A 20,477-nucleotide genomic window follows, 5' to 3' on the forward strand; every position below is an offset into this window, starting at 1 on the left:
TTCAGGTATCGCCCGGAAGGGGATCGATGGCGCCGCAACTGCCCCCGTCGCTGACGCTGGAGCACGACGGACCGGTCGCCGTCCTGCGCCTCGCGCGGCCAGGCAAGCGCAACGCGCTCGACGACGCCACCGTCCGGGGGCTCGAGGCGTTCTTCACCGCGCCGCCGCCGGACGTGCGCTCCGTGGTGCTCGACGCCGAGGGCGACCACTTCTCCGCCGGGCTCGACCTCGCGGAGCTCGGGGCCACCGACGGCGTGGCCGGTGTCGAGCACTCGCGCTTCTGGCACCGCGTCTTCGACCGGATGGAGCGTGGGCGCCTCCCGGTCGTCTCCGTCCTCAAGGGCGCCGTGGTGGGCGGCGGCCTCGAGCTCGCCGCGGCCACGCACGTCCGCGTCGCGGAGAGCTCCGCGTTCTACGCCCTGCCCGAGGCGCGCCACGGCCTCTTCGTCGGGGGCGGCGGCTCCGTCCGGATCCCGCGGCTCATCGGCGTGCACCGCATGACCGACCTGATGCTCACCGGCCGCGTCCTCGACGCCCACGAGGGCCTGGCGCTGGGCATCTCCACCTACCTCACCGAGCCGGGCGAGGGCTTCGCGAAGGCCCTCGAGCTGGCCCACCGCATGGCCGACAACCCACCGGTGAGCACCTTCGCGGTGCTCCAGGCCCTGCCGCGCATCGCCGCGGCGCGCGACGAGGAGGGCTACCTCATGGAGTCGCTGATGGCCGCCATCTCCTCGAGCAGCGCCGAGGCCCAGGACCGCATGAGCGCCTTCCTGGACGGACGCGCGGGGAAGGTCCGCTGATGACGACACCGGCTCCCCCACCGGCGGGCACCGTCATCGCCCGCTTCGTCGACTGGCTCGCGGCCGAGCGCGGCCTGGTGTTCGACGACTACGACGCCCTGCAGCGCTGGTCGGTCACCGACCTCGACGGCTTCTGGTCGGCGATCGCCGAGTTCTACGCGGTCCCGTTCCACGAGCCGCCCCGCACGGTGCTCGAGAGCCGCCGGATGCCGGGGGCGGTGTGGTTCCCGGGGGCGACGCTGAACTACGCGGAGCGCGCCGTGGAGGGGCCCGAGCCCGACGACGACGTCGCCCTGCTCGCGTACTCCCAGACCCGCGAGCCCCAGCGCTGGACCCGCGGCGAGCTCCGCGACGCCGTCGCCCGCGCCCGGGCCGGCCTGGTGCGCCTCGGCGTGGGACGCGGGGACCGCGTGGTCGCCTACGCCCCGAACATCCCCGAGACGGTGGTCGCGCACCTCGCCGCCGCAAGTCTCGGCGCGGTGTGGGCCTCGTGCGCGCCGGAGTTCGGGGCGCGCAGCGTGATCGACCGCTTCGCCCAGGTCGAGCCGACGGTCCTGATCGCCGTCGCCGGCTACGTCTACGGCGACAAGCCCGTCGACCGCAGCAGCGAGGTCGCGGCGCTGCGCGCGGCCCTCCCGAGCGTGCGCCATGTCGTCGCGGTGCCCTACGGCCCCGGCGAGGTCCCGGACGCGGTGGCGTGGTCGGACCTGGTCGGGACCCCGGCGGCGCCGGCCTACGACCCGGTGCCGTTCGACCACCCGCTCGTGGTGCTGTTCTCGTCGGGCACGACCGGGCCACCCAAGGCGATCGTGCACGGCCACGGCGGGATCACCGTCGAGCACCTCAAGAACCACGGCCTCGCCTGGGACGTGCAGCCCGGCGACCGGATGCTCTGGTTCACCACGACCGCCTGGATGATGTGGAACGCGCTGGTCTCCGGGCTGCTCCACGGCGCGGCGCTGATCCTCGTCGACGGCAACCCGCTGCACCCCGACCTGGTGTGGCAGTGGCGCCTCGCCGCCGAGGCCCGGGCGACCCACTTCGGCTCCTCCCCCGGCTTCCTCATGGCCTGCCGGGCCGAGGGCGTGCACCCCGCGCGCGACCACGACCTGTCCCCGCTGCGCCAGGTCTGCGTGGCGGGCAGCCCCCTGCCGCCCGAGGGCTACCGCTGGGTCGCCGAGGAGTTCGGCCCCGACGTCCTGCTGCTCGTGGGCAGCGGCGGCACCGACGTGTGCTCCGGGATCGTCCAGGGCGGACCGTGGCAGGAGGTCGTCGAGGGCGAGATCTCCGGCCGCGAGCTCGGGGTCGACACGGCCGCGTTCGACGAGGCGGGCCACGAGGTGGTGGGCGAGCGCGGTGAGCTGGTGATCCGCGCGCCGATGCCGTCGATGCCGTTGTTCTTCTGGGGCGACGACGACGGCTCGCGGCTGCACGCCGCCTACTTCGACACCTACCCCGGCGTGTGGCGCCACGGCGACTGGGTGCGGTTCTCGCCGTCCGGGTCGGTCGTGGTCTCCGGCCGCTCGGACGCCACCCTGAACCGCGGCGGGGTGCGCCTGGGCACCGCCGAGTTCTACGCCGTCGTGGAGGAGCTGCCCGAGGTGGCCGACAGCCTCGTGATCCACCTCGAGGACCCGGCCGGCGGGCCCGGCGAGCTGCTGCTCTTCGTCGTGCCGGCCCCGGGCCACGAGGTCGACGACGCGCTCGTCGCCCGGATCCGCGGCGAGCTGCGCTCGTCGCTCTCCCCGCGCCACGTGCCCGATCGGATCCACGGCGTGCCGGCGGTGCCCCGCACGCGGACGGGCAAGAAGCTCGAGGTCCCGGCCAAGCGGATCCTGCTCGGCGCCGATCCGGACACGGTCGCGTCGCGGGACGCGCTCGTCGACCCGGCGGCGCTGGAGCCGTTCGCGGCGCTGGCCCGGCCGTGAGGATCGCGGTCGTCGGGACCGGCGTCATCGGCGAGAGCTGGGCGCGGCTCTTCCTCGCCCACGGCCACGAGGTCACGGCCACCGACCCCGCGCCCGGCGCGGAGGACCGCCTGCGCGCCTCGCTCGGGCCGTCGGAGCGGCTGCGGTTCACCGACGACCTCGCCGCGGCCGTCGCCGACGCGGACTTCGTGCAGGAGAACGGCCCGGAGCGTCTCGAGGTCAAGCACGAGCTGCTCGCGGTCGTCGACGCCGCAGTCCGGCCCGACGTCGTCGTCGCCAGCAGCTCGTCGATGCTGCGCCCCACCGACCTCGCCCGCGGCGCCCCGGGGCACCCCGAGCGCGTGCTGGTCGGGCACCCGTTCAACCCGCCGCACCTCGTGCCGCTGGTCGAGGTCGTGCCCGGGGAGGCGACGTCACCGGCGGCGGTCGATGCCGCGATGGCGTTCTACGCCTCGGTCGGCCGCTCGCCGCTGCGCCTGCGCGCCGAGCTCCCGGGCCACCTCGCGAACCGCCTGCAGGCCGCGCTGTGGCGCGAGGCGTACTCGCTGGTGGCGCGCGGGGTGGCGACGGTCGCCGACGTCGACACCGCGATCACCGAGGGACCGGGCCTGCGGTGGGCGGCGCTCGGCCCGTTCACCAACCAGCACCTCTCCGGCGGCCCCGGCGGCATCGCGCACGTCCTCGAGCACCTCGGGCCCGGCACCGAGGCGCTCTGGGCCGACCTCGGGACGACCTCGCACACCCCGGAGCTCGTCGCCCGCATCGTCGCCGGCGTCGACGAGGCCCTCGCCGGGAGCGACTCCGCCGACCTCCTCGCCCGCCGGGACGCGATCATCGCCGCCGTGCTCGCCGCCCGTCGGGAGACCGGCCGGTAGGCGGGGTCGCCCGCCCTATCCTGAGCGGGCCGGAAGGGGCGCGGACGGAGCGGCGATGGACGGCGAGCACGGGACGTCGCCGTCGATGCTGTGTCCGGACCTCGTCGACCGCACCCGCGAGCTCACGGCGCTGCGCGGCCGGCTGGCGTCGGCGTCGGACGGTCACGGCGGCGTCCTGGTCCTGCGCGGCGAGCCCGGGACGGGGAAGACGCGGCTGCTGCGCGAGGCGGTGGCGCTCGCCCACGATCTCGGTGTCCGCGTGCTCGCCGGGCGCTCGGTCCCGGACCGGGGATCCGTGCCCTATCGCCCGCTCACCGAGGCGTTCCTCGCCGCGTACCGCTCCGCGCCGCGGCCGACCTCCCCCGAGCTCGCCGGGTTCGGGGCCCACCTCGCCCGTCTCGTACCGGCGTGGTCCGCCGCGGAGGCGGGCGTCGACGACTCGCCCCTGATGATGGGCGAGGCCCTCGTGCGGCTCCTGCGCCCGATGGGCCCGTGCCTGCTCGTCCTCGAGGACCTGCACTGGGCCGACGCCGAGACGGTGGCCGTCCTCGACCACCTCGCCGACGCGCTGGCCGACGAGCCGACGCTGGTCCTGGGCACGACAAGGACCGAGGGCGCGCTCACCGAGGTGCTCGAGCGTCTCGTGCGCCGCGACCCGTCCTCGGTGCTCCCGGTCGCGCCCCTGGAGGACGGCGGGGTCGACCGGATGGTGACGTCGTGCCTCGGCACCTCGGCGCCGCCGCCGGAGGTGGGGGCCTTCCTCCGGGCACGCAGCGAGGGAATCCCGCTCGTCGTCGAGGAGCTCCTGGCGGGTCTGGTGAGCGCCGGCGAGCTGCGCCTCGAGCAGGGCCGGTGGAGCAGCCCGGGCGAGCTCACCGCCCGCGTGCCCGCGAGCCTGCGCGAGTCGGTGGCCCGGCGGCTCGCGGCGCTGGACCCCGTCCCCCGCCGGGTGGTCGGCGCCGCCGCGGTGCTGGGACGGCGGTTCGACTGGGAGCTGGTGCCCGGGATCGCCGACGTCGACGGGCGCGCCGCGGCCGAGGCGTTGCGGACGCTGGTCGACCGGCAGCTCGTCGAGGTCGACGGCCACGGGTTCGCGTTCCGGCACGCCCTCACCCGCGAGGCGGTCCTCGACGACCTCCTGCCGCCCGACCGCCGGGAGCTGGCCCGGCGCGCGCGGCCGGTGGTCGAGCGCGCCAACCCCGGCCTCCCCGGCAGCTCCTGCGAGCTCGTGGCCGAGCTGGCCGAGGCCGCCGGGGACCCCGTGGCCGCCGCGTCCTCCCTCGTCGAGAGCACCCGACGCGCCCTGGCCGACGGGGCGGTGGCCAGCGCCGAGATCACCGTGCGGCGCGCCCGCCGCCTCGCCGGCGACGACGAGACCGTCCGGCGCGAGGTCGACGAGGTCGCCGTGGACGTACTCGTCGCCGCCGGCAAGCCCCGGGAGACGCTCGAGATCGGGCGGGGCCTGGCGAGCCGGATGGGCGACGCCGGGGTCGCGCCGGAGCGGCGTGTGGCGCTCCTGCTCACCCTGGCCCGCGCCGCGGTCGGCGCCGGGGACGTGCCCGGCGCGGTGGGCGACCTCGCGGCCGCACGGGCCGCCGCGGACGGGCACGTCGACGACGCGCTGGCCGCCCGCATCGCGGCGGTCGACGCCCACGTGGCCCTCGAGCAGGGCCGCGCCGGCGACGCCGAGACGCTGGCGCGGGGCGCCGTCGACGCCGCCGTCGCCACCGGGCAGCCCGCCGTCGAGTGCGAGGGGCTCGAGGTCCTCGGGCGGATCGCCCGCGACCTCGGTCCCGGTGCCTCGACGGGATGGCTCGAGCGCGCCGCGCGGGTCGCGGAGCGGGCGGGGCTGGCCACCTGGCACCTGCGGGCCCGGCACGAGCTGGCCCTGAGGACGTGGGAACCGGAGGCCCTGCGCGCGACCCGCGACCTCGCCGCGCGGTACGGGGCGCTGACGACGGTGGCGGTCATGGAGCTCGGCCTCGCCGACCTCGCACTCGGCGACCTCGACCGGGTGGAGAGCCTGCGCGCCGCGCAGGCCTGCGTGGACGCCAGCACCCGGTACGGCCTGGCCACCGCGCCCGTCGCCCACCTGTGGCTCGCGGGCGCCCACGCCCTCGCCGGCGACGACGCGGCCATGCAGGTCGCCCTCGATCGCGCGCTCGCCCCGGATCCCACCGATCCGCGGGTCCTCGGAGACCTCTACGGACGGGTGCTCGCGACGCGCTCGTTCGTCGCCGACGACCTCGGCGCCCTGCGTGGCCAGCTGGACACGATGATCGGCCACGTCCGCGCCGCCGACCCGGGCCGGTCGGTGTTCCCCGGGCGCGTGCTCTGGGCGATGGTCCACACCGCCGAGGACGACGACCTCGGCGTGGCGGCGCGGGCGGAGAACGCCGACGCGACCGAGCACATCGAGATGGCGGTCTTCCGGTGCACCGCCGACATGATCGAGGCGGTCGCGCTCGGACGGGCGGGGGCCGACGCCGACGCTGCGTCGCTGATGGAGCGGGCGCGCGCGACGGACCTCACCGCCGGCGTCCTGGGCCTGCGCCACTGCGTCCAGTTGCTGGCCGCCCGCGCCGCGATCCGGGACGCCTGGGGCGATCCCGTCGCCTGGCTCCGCGAGACCGAGGCGTTCTTCGCCACGCGGGGCCACGAGCGGACCGCGCGCCGCTGCCGACTCCTGATCGGCGAGGCCGGCGCACCCGTCCCGCGGCGCGGGAGGGGCACGTCGGTGGTCCCCGCCGCGCTGCGCGCGCTGGGCGTGACGAGCCGGGAGGTCGACGTGCTGGAGCTCGTCGCGCTCGGCCTGTCCAACCGGGAGATCGGCACCCGGCTGTTCCTCTCGCCGCGGACGGTGGAACGCCACCTCGGGAGCCTCTTCGCGCGCACCGGCCTCCACGACCGCGGCGCGCTCGGGGCGCTGGCCCGGTCGCACGGCCTCCAAGATGGGTGATGCCCGGCGCTAACTGCGGGGTCCGGTCCCGATGTCGGACCGCGGTGCGGGCCCCACGCTCGACGCCGTGAACACCTCCGTGCACGAGATCGCCGACGGCGTCTACCGCCTGTCGACCTGCCTGCCCGACGTCGCCACCGGCGGCTTCACCATGAACCAGTACCTCATCGACGCCGACGAACCCCTGCTGTTCCACACCGGCCTGCGGGGCATGTTCCCGCTGGTCTCCGACGCGGTCGGCCGCGTTCTCGACCCCGCCCGGTTGCGCTGGATCAGCTTCGGCCACGTCGAGGCCGACGAGTGCGGCGCGATGAACGAGTGGCTCGCCGCGGCACCCGACGCACAGGTGCGGTTCCACCGTCTCGGGTGCATGGTGTCGCTCGAGGACATGGCCGACCGTCCGCCCGAGCCCGTCGACGACGGCGACCGCCACGACCTCGGTGGTCACGTGATCCGCACGGTCGCCACGCCCCACGTCCCCCACGGATGGGAGGCCCAGGTGCTCTACGACGAGACGACCCGCACGCTGCTGTGCGGCGATCTGTTCACCCAGCTCGGCGACGGCCCGGCGCTCGTCCACGACACCGACCTCGTCGGCCCCGCCCTCGAGGCCGACGGCGTCTTCGGCGCCACCGCGCTCACCCCCTCGACCGCCCCGACGCTGCGCGGCCTCGCGGACCTCGAGCCGCGCACGCTCGCCCTCATGCACGGCCCGGCGTTCGTCGGGGACTCCGCCGGAGCCCTGCGCGAGCTCGCCGACGCCTACGAGGCGCGGGTGACCCGAGCGGTCGCGTCGTGAGCGCGCCGTCGTCGCCGGGGCGCGTCCACGTCGAGGACGTCCCGGAGATCGCGCCGCCCGAGTCCGTCCGGCTCGCCGAGACCGAGACCGCGCGCATGCACACCCTGCTCGCCGCGCTCGACGCCGACGAGTGGCGCCGGCCGACCGACTGCCCCGCGTGGGACGTCCGGGCCCTGGCCGGGCACGTGCTGGGCATGACCGAGGGCTTCACGAGCCTGCGCCGGATGGCCACCGCGATGATCGCCGCCACCCGGCGGGCCGGGGACGGGCCCGTCGTCGACGCCCTCACCGCGCTCCAGGTCGAGAAGAACAGCGCCCTCGACGTCCCGGAACTCCTGCGTCGCATGGAGGTCGCCGGGCCTGCGCAGGCGCGGTGGCGCGGGCGGGCCCGCCTCGTGCGCCCGATGCCGTCGAAGGAGGAGGTCAACGGCGCGACCGAGACGTGGCGCATGGCCTACATCCTCGACGTGGTCCTCACCCGCGACACCTGGATGCACCGCGTCGACGTCGCGCACGCCACCGGGCGGGAGCTCGCCCTGACCCCGGAGCACGACGGCCGGCTCGTCGCCCACGTGGTGGCCGAGTGGGGGCGTCGCCACGGTCGCCCGTTCGCGCTCCACCTCACGGGCCCGGCGGGCGGGACCTTCGTCCAGGGCGACCGGTCCGGCCGGGGCGAGCAGATCACCCTCGACGCCGTCGAGTTCTGTCGCACCCTCTCGGGGAGGGCGCAGGGGCAGGGCCTGCTGGCGACCGAGGTGCCCTTCTGACCGATCGGTCACATCCGCGACCGCCCGTGCGTCTCCTCGTCGACGTCCCCGACGACGTCCCCGACGACCCGAGGAGCCCACGATGGACGCCCGCACCCTCACCTACCGGACCACCACCGCCGTCACCGTGTTCGTGCTGCTCTCGGGCGGCCTGGCCGACCTGCTCGGCGCCGAGTGGGCCGTCACGGGCGTGACCGCGCTCGGCTACCCCGCCTACGTCGTCACCCTCCTCGGCGTGTGGAAGGTGCTCGGCGCGGTCGCCCTCACCGTCCCCGGCTACGCGCGGCTCAAGGAGTGGGCCTACGCCGGGGTCGTCTTCGACCTCAGCGGCGCCGCGGTCTCCCACCTCGCGTCGGGCAGCCCGGCGTTCCACCTCGTGGTGACGACGACGCTGCTCGTCGTTGCCGGGATCTCGTGGGCGACCCGGCCCGCATCCCGACGGCTCGCGGCGGCCACCGAGCGCCGCGAGCGCGTGGCCGAGCCCGTTCCCGCGGTCTGAGCGGGCGGTCAGGAGTCCTCGAGGGCCCGGTCCACCGCGGCCGCGGCGCCGTCGAGGGCGATGGCCTGCTGGGAGCCGTCGGTGAGGTCCTTGAGCTGGATCTCCCCGGCCTCGAGGTCGCGCTCGCCGAGCACGAGGGCGAAGCGGGCGCCCGAGCGGTCGGCCGCCTTCATGGCGCCCTTCAGCCCGCGGCCGCCGTAGGCGAGGTCGGCGCGGATGCCCGCGTGGCGCAGCGCCCCGATGATCCCGACGAGGCGGTCCTTGGCCGCGTCGCCGAGCGGGACGCCGAAGACCTCGACCCGCGAGGCCGTGTCGAGCCCCGCCTCCTCCACCCGGCAGGCGAGGAGCGCGCGGTCGACACCCAGGCCGAACCCGACCCCGGACAGGTCCTGCCCGCCGAGCTCGGCCATCAGGCCGTCGTAGCGCCCGCCGCCTCCGATGCCCGACTGCGAGCCCAGGCCGTCGTGGACGAACTCGAAGGTCGTCTTCGTGTAGTAGTCGAGCCCGCGCACCATCCACGGGTTCTCGACGTAGGCGACGCCGAGGTCGTCGAGGTGACGCTTGACCGCCGCGTGGTGCGCGGCCGCCTCGTCGGAGAGGTGGTCGATCATCAGCGGGGCGTCGGTGAGCTGCTCGCGGACCTCGGGGCGCTTGTCGTCGAGCACGCGCAGCGGGTTGATCCGGGCGCGCTCGCGGGTGGCCTCGTCGAGGTCGAGCTTCTCGAGGAACCGCGTGAGCTCCTGGCGGTACTGCGGCCGCGTGGTGGCGTCGCCGAGGCTCGTGATCTCCAGTCGGTAGCGGCGCAGGCCCAGCGCGCGGAACCCGGCGTCGGCGACGGCGAGGACCTCGGCGTCCAGGGCCGGGTCGTCGACACCGATGGCCTCGACGCCGACCTGCTGGAGCTGGCGGAACCGCCCGGCCTGCGGGCGCTCGTAGCGGAAGAACGGCCCGGTGTAGCGCAGCTTCACCGGCAGCCCGCCGCGGTCGAGGCCGTGCTCGATCACCGACCGGACGACGCCCGCCGTGCCCTCGGGCCGCAGGGTGACCGAGCGGCCGCCGCGGTCGTCGAAGGAGTACATCTCCTTGCTGACGACGTCGGTGGACTCGCCGACGCCGCGCGCGTAGAGCGCGGTGTCCTCGAAGACCGGCAGCTCGATGTGGGCGTAGCCGGCGCGGTCGGCCTCGCGGACGAGGGTGTCACGGACGCTCGTGAACTCCGGACCGACGTACTCGGGGACGCCCTTGGGCGCGCTGAAGCCCCCGGGCGGGACGGCCGCGGTCACAGGTGGCGTCCGGGCGCGTTCGTGAGGCCCCGCACGAAGGGGTTGCTGTCGCGCTCCTGGCCGACCGTCGTCATCGGCCCGTGACCGGGCAGCACGGCGGTGTCGTCGGGCAGCGTGAGGATCTTGTCGCGCAGCGAGGCCATCATCTCCTCGGTCGACCCCCCGGGCAGGTCGGTGCGACCGATGCTGCCCTGGAACAGGGTGTCCCCCGCGATGAGGAACGGGCGGTCGTCCTCGGTGGCCGACCGGAAGACCACCGACCCGCGGGTGTGGCCCGGGGTGTGGTCGACGGTCAGGCGCAGGCCGGCCAGCTCGAGGTCGGCGCCGTCGTCGAGGACCTCGACCGAGCGCGGCTCGCGGAACTCCAGGCCCGGGTACATCTGCGCCAGCTGCGCGCCCATGGGGCCGACGGCCTTGAACGGGTCGGCGAGCATGAAGCGGTCCTCGGGGTGGATCCACGCCGGGATGTCGTCGCCGTCGCACACCGGCGTGACCGACCACATGTGGTCCATGTGGCCGTGGGTGAGCAGGACGGCCACCGGGGTCAGCTTGTGCCGGGCGATCACCTCGCGCAGCCCGTCCTCGGCGTCCTGCCCGGGGTCGACCACGATGCACGGTTCCCCGGGGGCGGGCGCGACCACGTAGCAGTTGGTCTCGAACACCCCGGCCGCGAAGGCCTCGACCAGCACGTCCTCGTCCTCCTCGGACAGATCGGTTCGATTCCCCACCCTAGTCGAGCCCACACTCCGGGCCCGTCGGCGCGGTTCCTACGATGTCCGCCGTGCCGACGAACGAACAGCGCCGGAAGGCCGCCAAGAAGAAGCTGGAGCGTCAGCTCGAGCGACGCGCGGAGCGGGCGAGGCGACGTCGGCAACGCCTGACCATCATCTCGGTGGTCGCGGTCGTGGCGGTGGTCGCCGTGGCGGCGGGGATCTACTTCGTCGTGACCGCCGAGGACGACCCGGCGCCGGTCGCCGCGCCGTCGACCTGCACGTACAACCCGTCGGAGGCGGCGGCCAAGCCGAACACCCCGCCCGACGCCAACCCCCCGACCACCGGCACCGTCGACGTCACCCTGCAGACCACGCAGGGCGCGATCCCGATGACGCTCGACCGCGCCTCGGCACCCTGCGCGGTCAACGCGGTGGTCAGCCTCGCCTCGCAGGGCTTCTACGACGACACGCCGTGCCCGCGCCTCGTCACCGGCCAGGGTCTCCAGGTGCTCCAGTGCGGCGACCCGACCGGCTCCGGCTCGGGCGGCCCGGGCTACCAGTACGCCGAGGAGCCCCCGGCCGGCCTGCCGCCGTTCCCGGGCGCCGAGGGCCAGGCGTCGACCTACGCCCGCGGGCTCGTGGCCATGGCGAAGAGCTCGCAGCCGGGCTCGACGGGCAGCCAGTTCTTCCTCGTCTACGGCGACTCGGCCCTGCCGCCGGAGTACTCGGTGGTCGGGCGGATCGCGACTCCCGGGCTCGCGGTGCTCGACCGCGTCGGCGCGGGCGGGGACGACGGCTCGAACCAGGCCGGGGGCGGCGCGCCGCGCATCCCGGTGCAGATCCAGCGCGCCGTCGTCGCGGCGCCGCCGGCGCCCTGACGTCGATGTCAGCGGCGTGGCGCCGCAGACGTTGAGTGTCCGTACCGCCACGCAGACGACCGCGACATCCGATTCGTCCAAGCCGCCGAGGCGGGCGTCGCCCTAGCGTTCCCCCATGGATGAGGACGCTGTCGCGCGCGAGATCGTCGCGCTCGCCCGGGACTGGAACACGGCGATCGTCTCGGACGACGCCGACAAGATCGCCGAGTTCATGACCGACGACTGGGTGATCGTCTCGTGGACCGGGGTCACGGGACGGGACGACTTCCTCGCGTACGTCCGCTCCGGCGCGCTCGGCCACACGCGGATGGAGCCGGCGAGCGAGCCCGGGTACGCGTCCACGGGGACGTCGCGACCCTCGTCGTCCGCGTCGTGAGCACCGCCCAGTTCGGCGGCGCGGACATCGACGCCGACGAGTGGACGTCGGACGTCTTCGTCCGCGCCGACGGACGCTGGCGCTGCGCGCTCACGCACATCACCCCGGTGTCGCCGACGTCCTGACGCGAACGGGGACTTCGCGCGCACAGAAGCAGCGAACATCCCATTGAGCACGCCGACAGGGCGTTCGCTGCGACTCCTCAGGCGCTCAGGGGCAGCGCACCCGGGTGCAGAGGCGCCGGGAGGTCGGTGGTGCCGTCGGGGTCGAGGTAGCGATCGACGGCCGCGGCGGCCGAGCGGCCCTCGGCGATCGCCCACACGATCAGCGACGCACCGCGGTGGGCGTCGCCGCAGACGAAGACACCGGGCGCGTCGGTCTGCCAGTCCGAGCCACAGCCGACCGCGCCCTTGGGGTTGCGCTCGATCCCGAGGGCGGGCAGGAGCGCCCGGTCGTCGGGGCCCGTGAAGCCGATGGAGAACAGCACGAGGTCGCACGGCATCTCGTGCACCTCCTCCGAGGTCGGCACGACCTCCCGCCGACCCTCGGCGTCCCGGCGCACCTCGACCGACGAGAGCTCGACCGCCCGGACGTGGCCGCGCTCGTCCCCCACGAACCGGCGCACGGCGGTGGCGAACAGGCGCTCGCCGCCCTCCTCCAGCGCCGGCGGCGTCCGGAAGACGTACGGCCAGGTCGGCCACGGCGACGACGAGTCCTGCCGGGTCTTCGGCGGCGGGGGGTACTGGTCGAGCTGGTGGACGGCCAGCGCGCCCTGGCGGGTCGCGGTGCCGTAGCAGTCCGCCCCCGTGTCGCCGCCGCCGATGATGACGACGTTCGCCCCGCGGGCGTTGATCGGCGACGGGCCGTCGCCCTCGCACTCGCGGTTCGCGGGCACGAGGTACTCCATCGCCAGGTGCACGCCGTCGAGGTCGCGGCCCTCGATGGTGCGGTCGTCGCGGCCCTCGAGCGCGCCGACGGCGAGCACCACCGCGTCGTGCTCGGCCCGCAACCGCTCCACGGGCAGCGCTGCGGTGCCGACCTCGCAGTTCGTCACGAACCGGGTGCCCTCGGCGCGCATCTGGTCGAGCCGACGGTCGAGCTCCCACTTCTCGAACTTGAACTCCGGGATGCCGTAGCGCATGAGCCCGCCGAGGCGGTCGTCGCGCTCGAAGACGGTGACGTCGTGCCCGGCGCGCGTGAGCTGCTGGGCCGCGGCGAGCCCCGCGGGCCCCGACCCGACGACGGCGACGCGACGCCCGGTGCGGTTGCTCGGCATCTGCGGGACGACGTGCCCGTCGGTCCAGGCGTTCTCCGCGATCGACCACTCGACGCGCTTGATCGCCACCGGGCCCGGCTGGCTGGTGATCGACAGGACGCAGGCGGCCTCGCACGGCGCGGGGCACAGGGCCCCGGTGAACTCCGGGAAGTTGTTCGTGGCGTGCAGGCGCTCGCTCGCGCGGTCCCACTCGCCCCGGCGGACGAAGTCGTTCCACTCCGGGATGAGGTTGCCCAGCGGGCAGCCGGCGCTGCCGGAGTGGCAGAACGGGATGCCGCAGTCCATGCACCGCGCCGCCTGGGTCTGCGTGCCCTCGCGGGTCGCGGGGTCGGTCAGCGGCGCGTAGAGCTCGTGCCAGTCGGTGCGGCGTTCCTCGATCGGACGCTTGGGGTTGTCCTCACGGGAGTACTTGAGGAACCCGCGTGGGTCAGCCACCGGCCGCCACCTCCATGATCACCTCGTGGGGGTCGCGCCCCTCGGTCTGGGCCCGCTGGGTCGCGTCGAGGACGCGCTGGAAGTCGTCGGGCATCACCTTGGTGAACCGCGGCACGGCCGCCGCCCAGTCGTCGAGCAGCGCCGCCGCCCGCGGCGAGCCGGTGAGGTCGCGGTGGCGCTCGACGACTCCGCGCAGCCAGTCCGCGTCCTCGTCGTCCACCTCGAGCAACGACACCATCTCGGGATTCACCCGCACCTCGGGCAGGTCGAGCACGAAGGCGATGCCGCCGCTCATCCCGGCGCCGAGGTTGCGGCCCGTCGTCCCGAGCACGACGACGCGGCCGCCGGTCATGTACTCGCAGGCGTGGTCCCCGGTGCCCTCGACGACGGCCAGCGCCCCGGAGTTGCGGACGCAGAACCGTTCGCCGACCTGGCCGCGCAGGAACACCTCGCCCCCAGTGGCGCCGTAGGCGATGACGTTGCCGGCGATGACGTGCCGTTCATCGTCGCCCAGAAACGGGGCGTCCGGGTGCGGACGCACGATCACCCGGCCACCGGACAGACCCTTGGCCAGGTAGTCGTTGCTGTCGCCGACGAGGTCGAGCGTCATCCCCGGCGGCAGGAACGCCCCGAACGACTGCCCGGCGGACCCGGTGAACTCGACGTGGACCGTGTCGTCGGGCAGGCCGGCGTCGCCGTAGCGGCGGGTGATCTCCGCGCCGGTGAGCGTCCCGACGGTGCGGTTGACGTTGCGCACCGGCATCTCGAGGCGCACCGGTGTCACGTCGGACAGGGCGCCCTCGGCGAGCTGCATCAGCGTGCGGTCCAGGGCCCGGTCCAGGCCGTGGTCCTGGGGGCGCGTGCGGATGCGGTCGGTGGGCGCGCCCTCGGGCACGTCGGGGACGGTGAACAGCGGCGTCAGGTCGATGCCCTGGGCCTTCCAGTTGTCCACCGCCTCCGCGGCGTCGATCAGCTCGGCGTGCCCGATGGCCTCGTCCAACGTGGCGAACCCGAGCTCGGCGAGGTACTCGCGGACCTCCTCGGCGATGAACCAGAAGAAGTTCTCCACGAACTCCGGCTTGCCGGTGTAGCGCTTGCGCAGCTCCGGGTTCTGGGTCGCCACGCCCACCGGGCAGGTGTCGAGGTGGCAGACGCGCATCATGATGCAGCCGTTGACGATCAGCGGCGCCGTCGAGAACCCGTACTCCTCGGCCCCGAGCAGGGCACCGACGATGACGTCACGGCCGGTCTTCATCTGGCCGTCGACCTGGACGGTGATGCGGTCGCGCAGCCCGTTGATCATGAGCGTCTGCTGGGTGTCGGCCAGGCCGACCTCCCACGGCGCCCCGGCGTGCTTGAGCGAGGTCAGGGGCGCCGCGCCGGTGCCGCCCTCCCACCCGGAGATCAGCACGACGTCCGAGTGCGCCTTCGCCACGCCCGCGGCCACCGTGCCGACGCCGACCGACGCCACGAGCTTGACGTGGATCCGCGCGTGCTCGTTGGCGTTCTTGAGGTCGTGGATGAGCTGTTTGAGGTCCTCGATGGAGTAGATGTCGTGGTGCGGCGGCGGCGAGATCAGGCCGACGCCGGGCGTGGAGTGCCGCACCTCGGCGATCCACGGGTACACCTTCTGCCCCGCGAGCTGGCCGCCCTCGCCGGGCTTCGCGCCCTGGGCCATCTTGATCTGGATGTCGGTGCAGTTGACGAGGTACTCGCTGGTCACGCCGAACCGGCCGGACGCGACCTGCTTGATCGCGGAGCGCTTCGACGGGTCGTGGAGCCGGACCGGGTCCTCCCCGCCCTCGCCGGTGTTCGACTTGCCGCCGATGTTGTTCATCGCGATCGCGAGGTCGGTGTGCGCCTCCTCCGAGATCGATCCGTACGACATGGCGCCGGTGGCGAAGCGCTTGACGATCTCCGTGGCCGGCTCGACCTCGTCGATCGGGATCGGCGTCCGACTCCCCGGATAATCTGGCCCGGTGCGCAGCCGGAACATCCCGCGCAGCGCGCCGCCGGAGGAGATCAGCCGGTTGACCTCGGCCGTGTAGCGCTGGAACACGTCCCACTGCCTGGTCCGCGTCGAGTGCTGCAGCAGGAACACCGTCTCGGGGCTGAACAGGTGCAGCTCGCCCTCGCGGCGGTAGGCGTACTCGCCGCCGACGTCGAGCGCGCGGTGGGCCCGCTCCCCCGGGTTCTCCGGGTGCGCCTGCCGGTGGCGCTCCGCGGTCTCGCGGGCGACGACGTCGAGCCCGCCCCCGCCGAGCTTGGAGGACGTGCCGGTGAAGAACTCGTCGACGAACTCCTGCGAGAGCCCGACGGCCTCGAAGACCTGGGCGGCGGTGTAGCCCGACACCGTGGAGATGCCCATCTTCGACATCACCTTGCGGACGCCCTTGACCAGCGCCTTCACGTAGTGGTCGATGGCCTCCGGGCACTCGATGTCCTGCAGCCATCCGCTGGTGATCATGTCTTCGATCGACTCGAACGCCAGGTACGGGTTGACCGCCGCGGCGCCGTAGCCGAGCAGCAGCGCGATGTGGTGCACCTCGCGGGCGTCGCCGCACTCGACGACGAGGGCGGCCTGGGTGCGCTCCCGGGTCGCGACGAGGTGGTGGTGCACCGCCGAGACCAGCAGCAGCGCCGGGATGGGCGCCCACTGCGCGTCGGAGTCGCGGTCGGAGAGCACGAGGATGCTCTTGCCGGCGGCGATCGCCTCGGACGCCTGGCGGCGCACGCGGTCGAGCGCGCCGGCCAGCGCCTGCTCGCCGCCGTCGACCTCGTAGAGCCCGGAGATCACCGTCGCGGCGAACCCGTGCATGTCGCCGTCGTCGTCGATGTGGATGAGCTTGGCGAGGTCGTCGTTGTCGATCACCGGGTCGGGCAGCACGACCTGCCGGCACGAGGCGGGGCCGGGGTGGAACAGGTTCTGCTCCGGCCCGATCGCCCGCGTCATCGAGGTGACGAGCTCCTCGCGGATCGCGTCGAGCGGCGGGTTCGTGACCTGCGCGAAGAGCTGGACGAAGTAGTCGTAGAGCAGCCGGGAGCGCGCCGACAGGGCCGCGGTGGGGGTGTCGGTGCCCATCGACCCCAGCGGCTCCGCGCCGGTGGTGGCCATCGGCGCGAGGAGGACCCGCAGGTCCTCCTCGGTGTAGCCGAAGGTCAGCTGCCGGCGGACCACCGACGCGTGGGTGTGGACGATGTGCTCGCGCGCCGGCAGGTCGTCGAGGTGCACCAGCCCGGCGTGCAGCCACTCGCCGTAGGGCGCTGCGGCGGCGAGCTCGCTCTTGAAGGCGTCGTCGTCGACGATGCCCGGAGAGCCTTCCCCCGTCGCTGCGCTCGCCCCGGAGCCTTCCCCCGTCGCTGCGCTCGCCCCGGAGCCTCCTTCCCCCGTCGCTGCGCTCGCCCCGCAGCCTTCCCCCGTCGCCCCGAGGCGGGTGTCGACGAGGAACATCCGTCCCGGCCGCAGACGCCCCTTGGCCAGCACCCGCGACGGGTCGACGTCGAGCACCCCGGATTCGCTGGCCAGCACCACGCGGTCGTCGTCGAGGTGCCACCAGCGGGCCGGGCGCAGGCCGTTGCGGTCGAGGGTGGCGCCCATGACCGTGCCGTCGGTGAACGTCACGCACGCCGGGCCGTCCCACGGCTCCATGAGGCTCGCGTGGAACCGGTAGAAGTCGCGCTGGTCGGTCGGCATCTCGGCGTGGTTCTCCCACGCCTCGGGCATCATCATCATCACCGCGTGCGGCAGCGGCCGGCCCCCGAGCTCGAGCAGCTCGAGCACCTCGTCGAAGCTCGCCGAGTCCGAGACGTCCTCGGGGCACACCGGCATCGCGCGCTGGAGGTCGCCGGGGAACAGGTCGGTGGCGAGCAGCGCCTCGCGGGCCCGCATGCGGTTGCGGTTGCCGCGGATCGTGTTGATCTCGCCGTTGTGCGCCATCACCCGGTACGGGTGGGCCAGCGGCCAGCTCGGGAAGGTGTTGGTCGAGAACCGGCTGTGCACCACGGCGATGGCGCTGACCAGGCGCTCGTCGCGCAGGTCGGGGAAGAACAGCGGCAGCTGGTCGGTGGTGAGCATGCCCTTGTAGGTCATCGTGCGGCTGGAGAGCGACGCGATGTAGAGCCCGCACCCCTCCTCGGCGGACTGGCGCTCCGCGCGCTTGCGCACGATCCAGGCGAGACGGTCGAGCTCGATCCCGGCGACCTGACGGTCGGGGGTGGCGACGACGATCTGCGCGAAGTGCGGCATCGCGCCGCGCGCGACCGACCCGACGTCGGCGCCGCCGGGGTCCACCGGGACCTCGCGCCAGCCGAGGACGTCGAGGCCCTCCTCGGCGACGATGCGCTCGAGCAGCGAGACGGCCTTCGCGCGGTCGTCGGGGTCGGCGGGCAGGAACGCGAGGCCGGTGGCGTACGCGAGGACCGGCGCGCCGCCGTCGGGCGACGTCCTGGGCTCGGGCAGCCCGAAGTCGACCGTGGCCCGCAGCAGCGCGTCGGGCACCTGGAGCATGATCCCGGCACCGTCCCCGCTGGTCGGCTCGCTGCCGGCGGCGCCGCGGTGGTCGAGGTTGTGCAGGACGACCAGCGCGTCGCGCACGATCGCGTGGCTGGCCACGCCGCGGGTGTGGGCGACGGCGCCGACCCCGCAGGCGTCGTGCTCGTACGCGGGGTCGTAGAGCCCCTGCGGGCCCGGGGCCGAGCCGGCCTTCGACACAGGCATCTCGTGCCTCCTCGTCGTCGCGCGGGTGGTGGAGACCCGGGGACGACGGTGGCCCAGGATGAGTGACGGCGTTGCCACCGCCGCGCGTCGTGCGTGCGGCGGGTCCGTGGGTCGAACCCGGTGGGAGGGTGACGGGCACGGGAACGGCGGCGCCGGACCCCGACGTCCTGCGCGGTGCGTGCCCGATCCTAGTCCGTCAGCGAGCCCGTGGCAGGCCCGCCGGTGAGGTGTGCGTCAGCTCTTCGCGGCCGACGGGGGCTCCGCCGGCGCGTCCTCCTCGCGCTCCTGCTCCGGGTCGGCGGGTGCGGCGTCGACGCTGCTGCTGTTCGCCGACCCGCCCTTGCCCCCGGGCTCGGCGGCGGGCGACCTCTCGTCGCGGCGCACGCTCGCCTCGTTGCGGGCGCGCTGGTCCTCGTCGGGATCCCCGGTGCTGTTGGTGCTGGCCACGGACGCAGGCGTACCCGGGTCCCCGTCGCCCGAACCGGCGGCGTCGCGGCCGAACACCTCGCGCGGTCCGCGGACCCACCACAGGTAGAACACGGCGCCGAGGAACACGACGGCGGAGACCACGACGTTGATCCGCACGTCCCCGAACACCCGGGTCGCCGGGTCGGTGCGCAGGAGCTCGATGACGAAGCGCCCCGCGGTGTAGCCGGCCACGTAGAGGGCGAAGGCCCGCCCGTGGGCCAGCTGGAAGCGGCGGTCCGCCCACACGACGAGGGCTGCGACGGCGAGGTTCCAGAGCAGCTCGTAGAGGAACGTCGGCTGCACGATCGCGATCGGCGTGGTGTCGACCGCGATGCCGGTGAGGTTGTCCGGCGCGCCCGTGACGGGGTCGATCCGGCGGTAGATCTCCAGTCCCCACGGCAGCGTCGTCGGCGCCCCGTAGAGCTCCTGGTTGAACCAGTTGCCCAGGCGGCCGATGGCCTGAGCGGTGACGATGCCCGGCGCGGCGGCGTCGGCGAACGCCGTCAGCGGGACGCCGCGCCGCCGGCAGCCGATCCAGGCGCCGACACCACCCAGCGCGATCGCGCCCCAGATCCCGAGCCCGCCCTGCCAGATGAACAGCGCCGCGATCGGGTTCCCGCCGGGGCCGAAGTACGTCGGCCAGTCGGTGGCCACGTGGTAGAGCCGCCCGCCGATCAGCCCGAACGGCACCGCGTACACCGCGATGTCGGTGACCGTGCCCGGCTCGCCGCCCCGCGCCACGAAGCGCCGCTCGGTCCACAGGATCGCCACGACGATGCCGGCGATGATGCAGAGCGCGTACGCCCGCAGCGGGACCGGCCCGAGCTCCCACACACCCTGGGGCGGGCTGGGCAGGTAGGTGGGCAGGACCGCGGCAAGCACGGCGCCACGCTATCTGCCGTGGGTCAACGACCCGTGTGCTGGCCCCGGACGCCCGCGGCGAGCTCGGTGGTGAGTCGGGCGACGGCCGCCCGGCCGTGCTCGGCGGCGCTCACCAGGGCAGAGCCCACGATCACGCCGTCGGCGAAGGTGGCGACCTCGCCGGCCTGGGCGCCGTTGCGCACGCCAAGCCCCACGCCGATCGGCAGGTCGGTGTGCGTCCGGGCCCGCGCGACGAGGCTGGTGGCGGTGTCCGAGACGGCGTCCCGGGCGCCCGTGACGCCCATCGTCGAGGCGGCGTAGAGGAACCCGCGGGTGGCCGCCGTGGTGGACGCGATCCGCTCGTCCGACGACGACGGCGCGACGAGGAAGATCGGGGCGAGGCCCTCGCGGTCGGCGGCGGCGAGCCAGCTCCCGGCCTCGTCGGGCACGAGGTCCGGCGTGATCACGCCGAGCCCGCCGGCGGCCGCGAGGTCGCGCGCGAAGGCGTCGACGCCGTAGCGCAGCACCGGGTTCCAGTAGGTCATCACCACGGCGCGCCCGCCCCGCTCCGCGAGCTGCTCGACGATCGCGAGGGTGTCGCGGACCCGGACCCCGCCCTTGAGCGCGGCGTCGACGGCGTGCTGGATCACCGGGCCGTCGAGCACGGGGTCGGAGTACGGCAGGCCGACCTCGACGAGGTCCGCGCCCGCGTCGAGGGCCTGCGTCAGCAGCCCGAGCGAGCCCTTGATCGTCGGGTAGCCCGAGGGCAGGTAGGCGATCAGCGCAGCGCGATCCTCGGCCTTCGCGGTGGTGAAGACCTCGGCGAGGCGGGTGATGCCG

16 protein-coding genes are annotated in these 20,477 nt (G+C 74.5%); 10 read left to right on the top strand and 6 right to left on the bottom strand.

Features of this window, described 5'->3' with window-relative positions; genetic code table 11:
- The first annotated feature begins 26 nt into the window (after positions 1 to 26).
- The 7 genes from PH191_RS12980 to PH191_RS13010 all read left to right on the top strand — a co-directional run bounded on the left by PH191_RS12980 (position 27) and on the right by PH191_RS13010 (position 8,630).
- Positions 27 to 803: a crotonase/enoyl-CoA hydratase family protein gene (locus PH191_RS12980; RefSeq protein WP_274195012.1), complete on the top strand. Its 777-nt coding sequence runs from the start codon at positions 27 to 29 to the stop codon at positions 801 to 803.
- The gene (locus tag PH191_RS12985; RefSeq protein WP_274195013.1) at positions 803 to 2,731 is read left to right on the top strand and encodes an acetoacetate--CoA ligase; all 1,929 of its coding nucleotides are present in this window, start codon (positions 803 to 805) and stop codon (positions 2,729 to 2,731) included. The genes PH191_RS12980 and PH191_RS12985 overlap by 1 nt, the downstream gene beginning before the upstream one ends.
- Positions 2,728 to 3,606: a 3-hydroxyacyl-CoA dehydrogenase NAD-binding domain-containing protein gene (locus PH191_RS12990; RefSeq protein ID WP_274195014.1), complete on the top strand. Its 879-nt coding sequence runs from the start codon at positions 2,728 to 2,730 to the stop codon at positions 3,604 to 3,606. The genes PH191_RS12985 and PH191_RS12990 overlap by 4 nt, the downstream gene beginning before the upstream one ends.
- Before the next feature lie 55 nt (positions 3,607 to 3,661).
- Positions 3,662 to 6,565 (top strand): ATP-binding protein, encoded by a 2,904-nt coding sequence (locus tag PH191_RS12995; protein ID WP_274195015.1) that lies wholly within the window; start codon positions 3,662 to 3,664, stop codon positions 6,563 to 6,565.
- A 67-nt stretch (positions 6,566 to 6,632) separates the two neighbouring features.
- Complete coding sequence (locus PH191_RS13000; protein ID WP_274195016.1) at positions 6,633 to 7,364, top strand: oxygen-binding di-iron domain-containing protein; 732 nt, start codon at positions 6,633 to 6,635, stop codon at positions 7,362 to 7,364.
- A complete protein-coding gene (locus PH191_RS13005) occupies positions 7,361 to 8,131 on the top strand; it encodes a maleylpyruvate isomerase family mycothiol-dependent enzyme (protein ID WP_274195017.1) in 771 nt (256 codons plus the stop codon). The genes PH191_RS13000 and PH191_RS13005 overlap by 4 nt, the downstream gene beginning before the upstream one ends.
- A gap of 82 nt (positions 8,132 to 8,213) precedes the next feature.
- Positions 8,214 to 8,630, top strand: a complete 417-nt coding sequence (locus PH191_RS13010; protein ID WP_274195018.1) for a DoxX family protein — start codon at positions 8,214 to 8,216, stop codon at positions 8,628 to 8,630.
- An 8-nt stretch (positions 8,631 to 8,638) separates the two neighbouring features.
- Here PH191_RS13010 and hisS read toward each other — a convergent pair whose 3' ends face one another.
- Both hisS and PH191_RS13020 read right to left on the bottom strand, forming a co-directional pair.
- Positions 8,639 to 9,913, bottom strand: coding sequence for a histidine--tRNA ligase (gene hisS / locus PH191_RS13015; protein WP_274195019.1), 1,275 nt, complete (start codon positions 9,911 to 9,913; stop codon positions 8,639 to 8,641).
- Positions 9,910 to 10,602: an MBL fold metallo-hydrolase gene (locus tag PH191_RS13020; RefSeq protein WP_274195294.1), complete on the bottom strand. Its 693-nt coding sequence runs from the start codon at positions 10,600 to 10,602 to the stop codon at positions 9,910 to 9,912. The genes hisS and PH191_RS13020 overlap by 4 nt, the downstream gene beginning before the upstream one ends.
- A gap of 92 nt (positions 10,603 to 10,694) precedes the next feature.
- On the opposite strand from PH191_RS13020, the gene PH191_RS13025 reads away from it, so the two are divergent.
- The 3 genes from PH191_RS13025 (at position 10,695) to PH191_RS13035 (ending at position 12,005) form a co-directional block, all read left to right on the top strand.
- On the top strand, positions 10,695 to 11,504 hold the full coding sequence (locus tag PH191_RS13025; RefSeq protein ID WP_274195020.1) for a peptidylprolyl isomerase: 810 nt from the start codon (positions 10,695 to 10,697) through the stop codon (positions 11,502 to 11,504).
- Positions 11,505 to 11,619: 115 nt separating this feature from the next.
- Positions 11,620 to 11,880, top strand: coding sequence for a nuclear transport factor 2 family protein (locus tag PH191_RS13030; protein WP_274195021.1), 261 nt, complete (start codon positions 11,620 to 11,622; stop codon positions 11,878 to 11,880).
- Positions 11,877 to 12,005 carry a hypothetical protein gene (locus PH191_RS13035; RefSeq protein WP_274195022.1) on the top strand — a complete coding sequence of 43 codons (129 nt, stop codon included), beginning with the start codon at positions 11,877 to 11,879 and terminating at the stop codon, positions 12,003 to 12,005. The genes PH191_RS13030 and PH191_RS13035 overlap by 4 nt, the downstream gene beginning before the upstream one ends.
- Before the next feature lie 77 nt (positions 12,006 to 12,082).
- Here PH191_RS13035 and PH191_RS13040 read toward each other — a convergent pair whose 3' ends face one another.
- From PH191_RS13040 to trpA, 4 genes are all read right to left on the bottom strand, one after another.
- A complete protein-coding gene (locus tag PH191_RS13040) occupies positions 12,083 to 13,591 on the bottom strand; it encodes a glutamate synthase subunit beta (RefSeq protein WP_274195023.1) in 1,509 nt (502 codons plus the stop codon).
- Positions 13,584 to 18,308: a glutamate synthase large subunit gene (gene gltB / locus PH191_RS13045; RefSeq protein WP_274195024.1), complete on the bottom strand. Its 4,725-nt coding sequence runs from the start codon at positions 18,306 to 18,308 to the stop codon at positions 13,584 to 13,586. The genes PH191_RS13040 and gltB overlap by 8 nt, the downstream gene beginning before the upstream one ends.
- 234 nt (positions 18,309 to 18,542) lie before the next feature.
- Complete coding sequence (gene lgt, locus PH191_RS13050) at positions 18,543 to 19,658, bottom strand: prolipoprotein diacylglyceryl transferase (protein WP_274195025.1); 1,116 nt, start codon at positions 19,656 to 19,658, stop codon at positions 18,543 to 18,545.
- A 23-nt stretch (positions 19,659 to 19,681) separates the two neighbouring features.
- Entirely contained in the window at positions 19,682 to 20,473 is a 792-nt protein-coding gene (trpA, locus tag PH191_RS13055; RefSeq protein ID WP_274195295.1) for a tryptophan synthase subunit alpha, read from the bottom strand.
- Positions 20,474 to 20,477 lie beyond the last annotated feature (4 nt).

This window comes from Actinomycetospora callitridis, assembly GCF_028737265.1.
GTDB classification, from domain to species: Bacteria; Actinomycetota; Actinomycetes; order Mycobacteriales; family Pseudonocardiaceae; genus Actinomycetospora; species Actinomycetospora callitridis.

Bases quoted from the DNA above. Each gene is read 5' to 3' on its own strand.
- PH191_RS13030 (WP_274195021.1), top strand. From the start codon at position 11,620: ATGGATGAGGACGCTGTCGCGCGCGAGATCGTCGCGCTCGCCCGGGAC.
- PH191_RS12995 (WP_274195015.1), top strand. From the start codon at position 3,662: ATGGACGGCGAGCACGGGACGTCGCCGTCGATGCTGTGTCCGGACCTC.
- gltB (WP_274195024.1), bottom strand. From the start codon at position 18,308: ATGCCTGTGTCGAAGGCCGGCTCGGCCCCGGGCCCGCAGGGGCTCTAC.
- PH191_RS12980 (WP_274195012.1), top strand. From the start codon at position 27: ATGGCGCCGCAACTGCCCCCGTCGCTGACGCTGGAGCACGACGGACCG.
- PH191_RS12985 (WP_274195013.1), top strand. From the start codon at position 803: ATGACGACACCGGCTCCCCCACCGGCGGGCACCGTCATCGCCCGCTTC.
- PH191_RS13010 (WP_274195018.1), top strand. From the start codon at position 8,214: ATGGACGCCCGCACCCTCACCTACCGGACCACCACCGCCGTCACCGTG.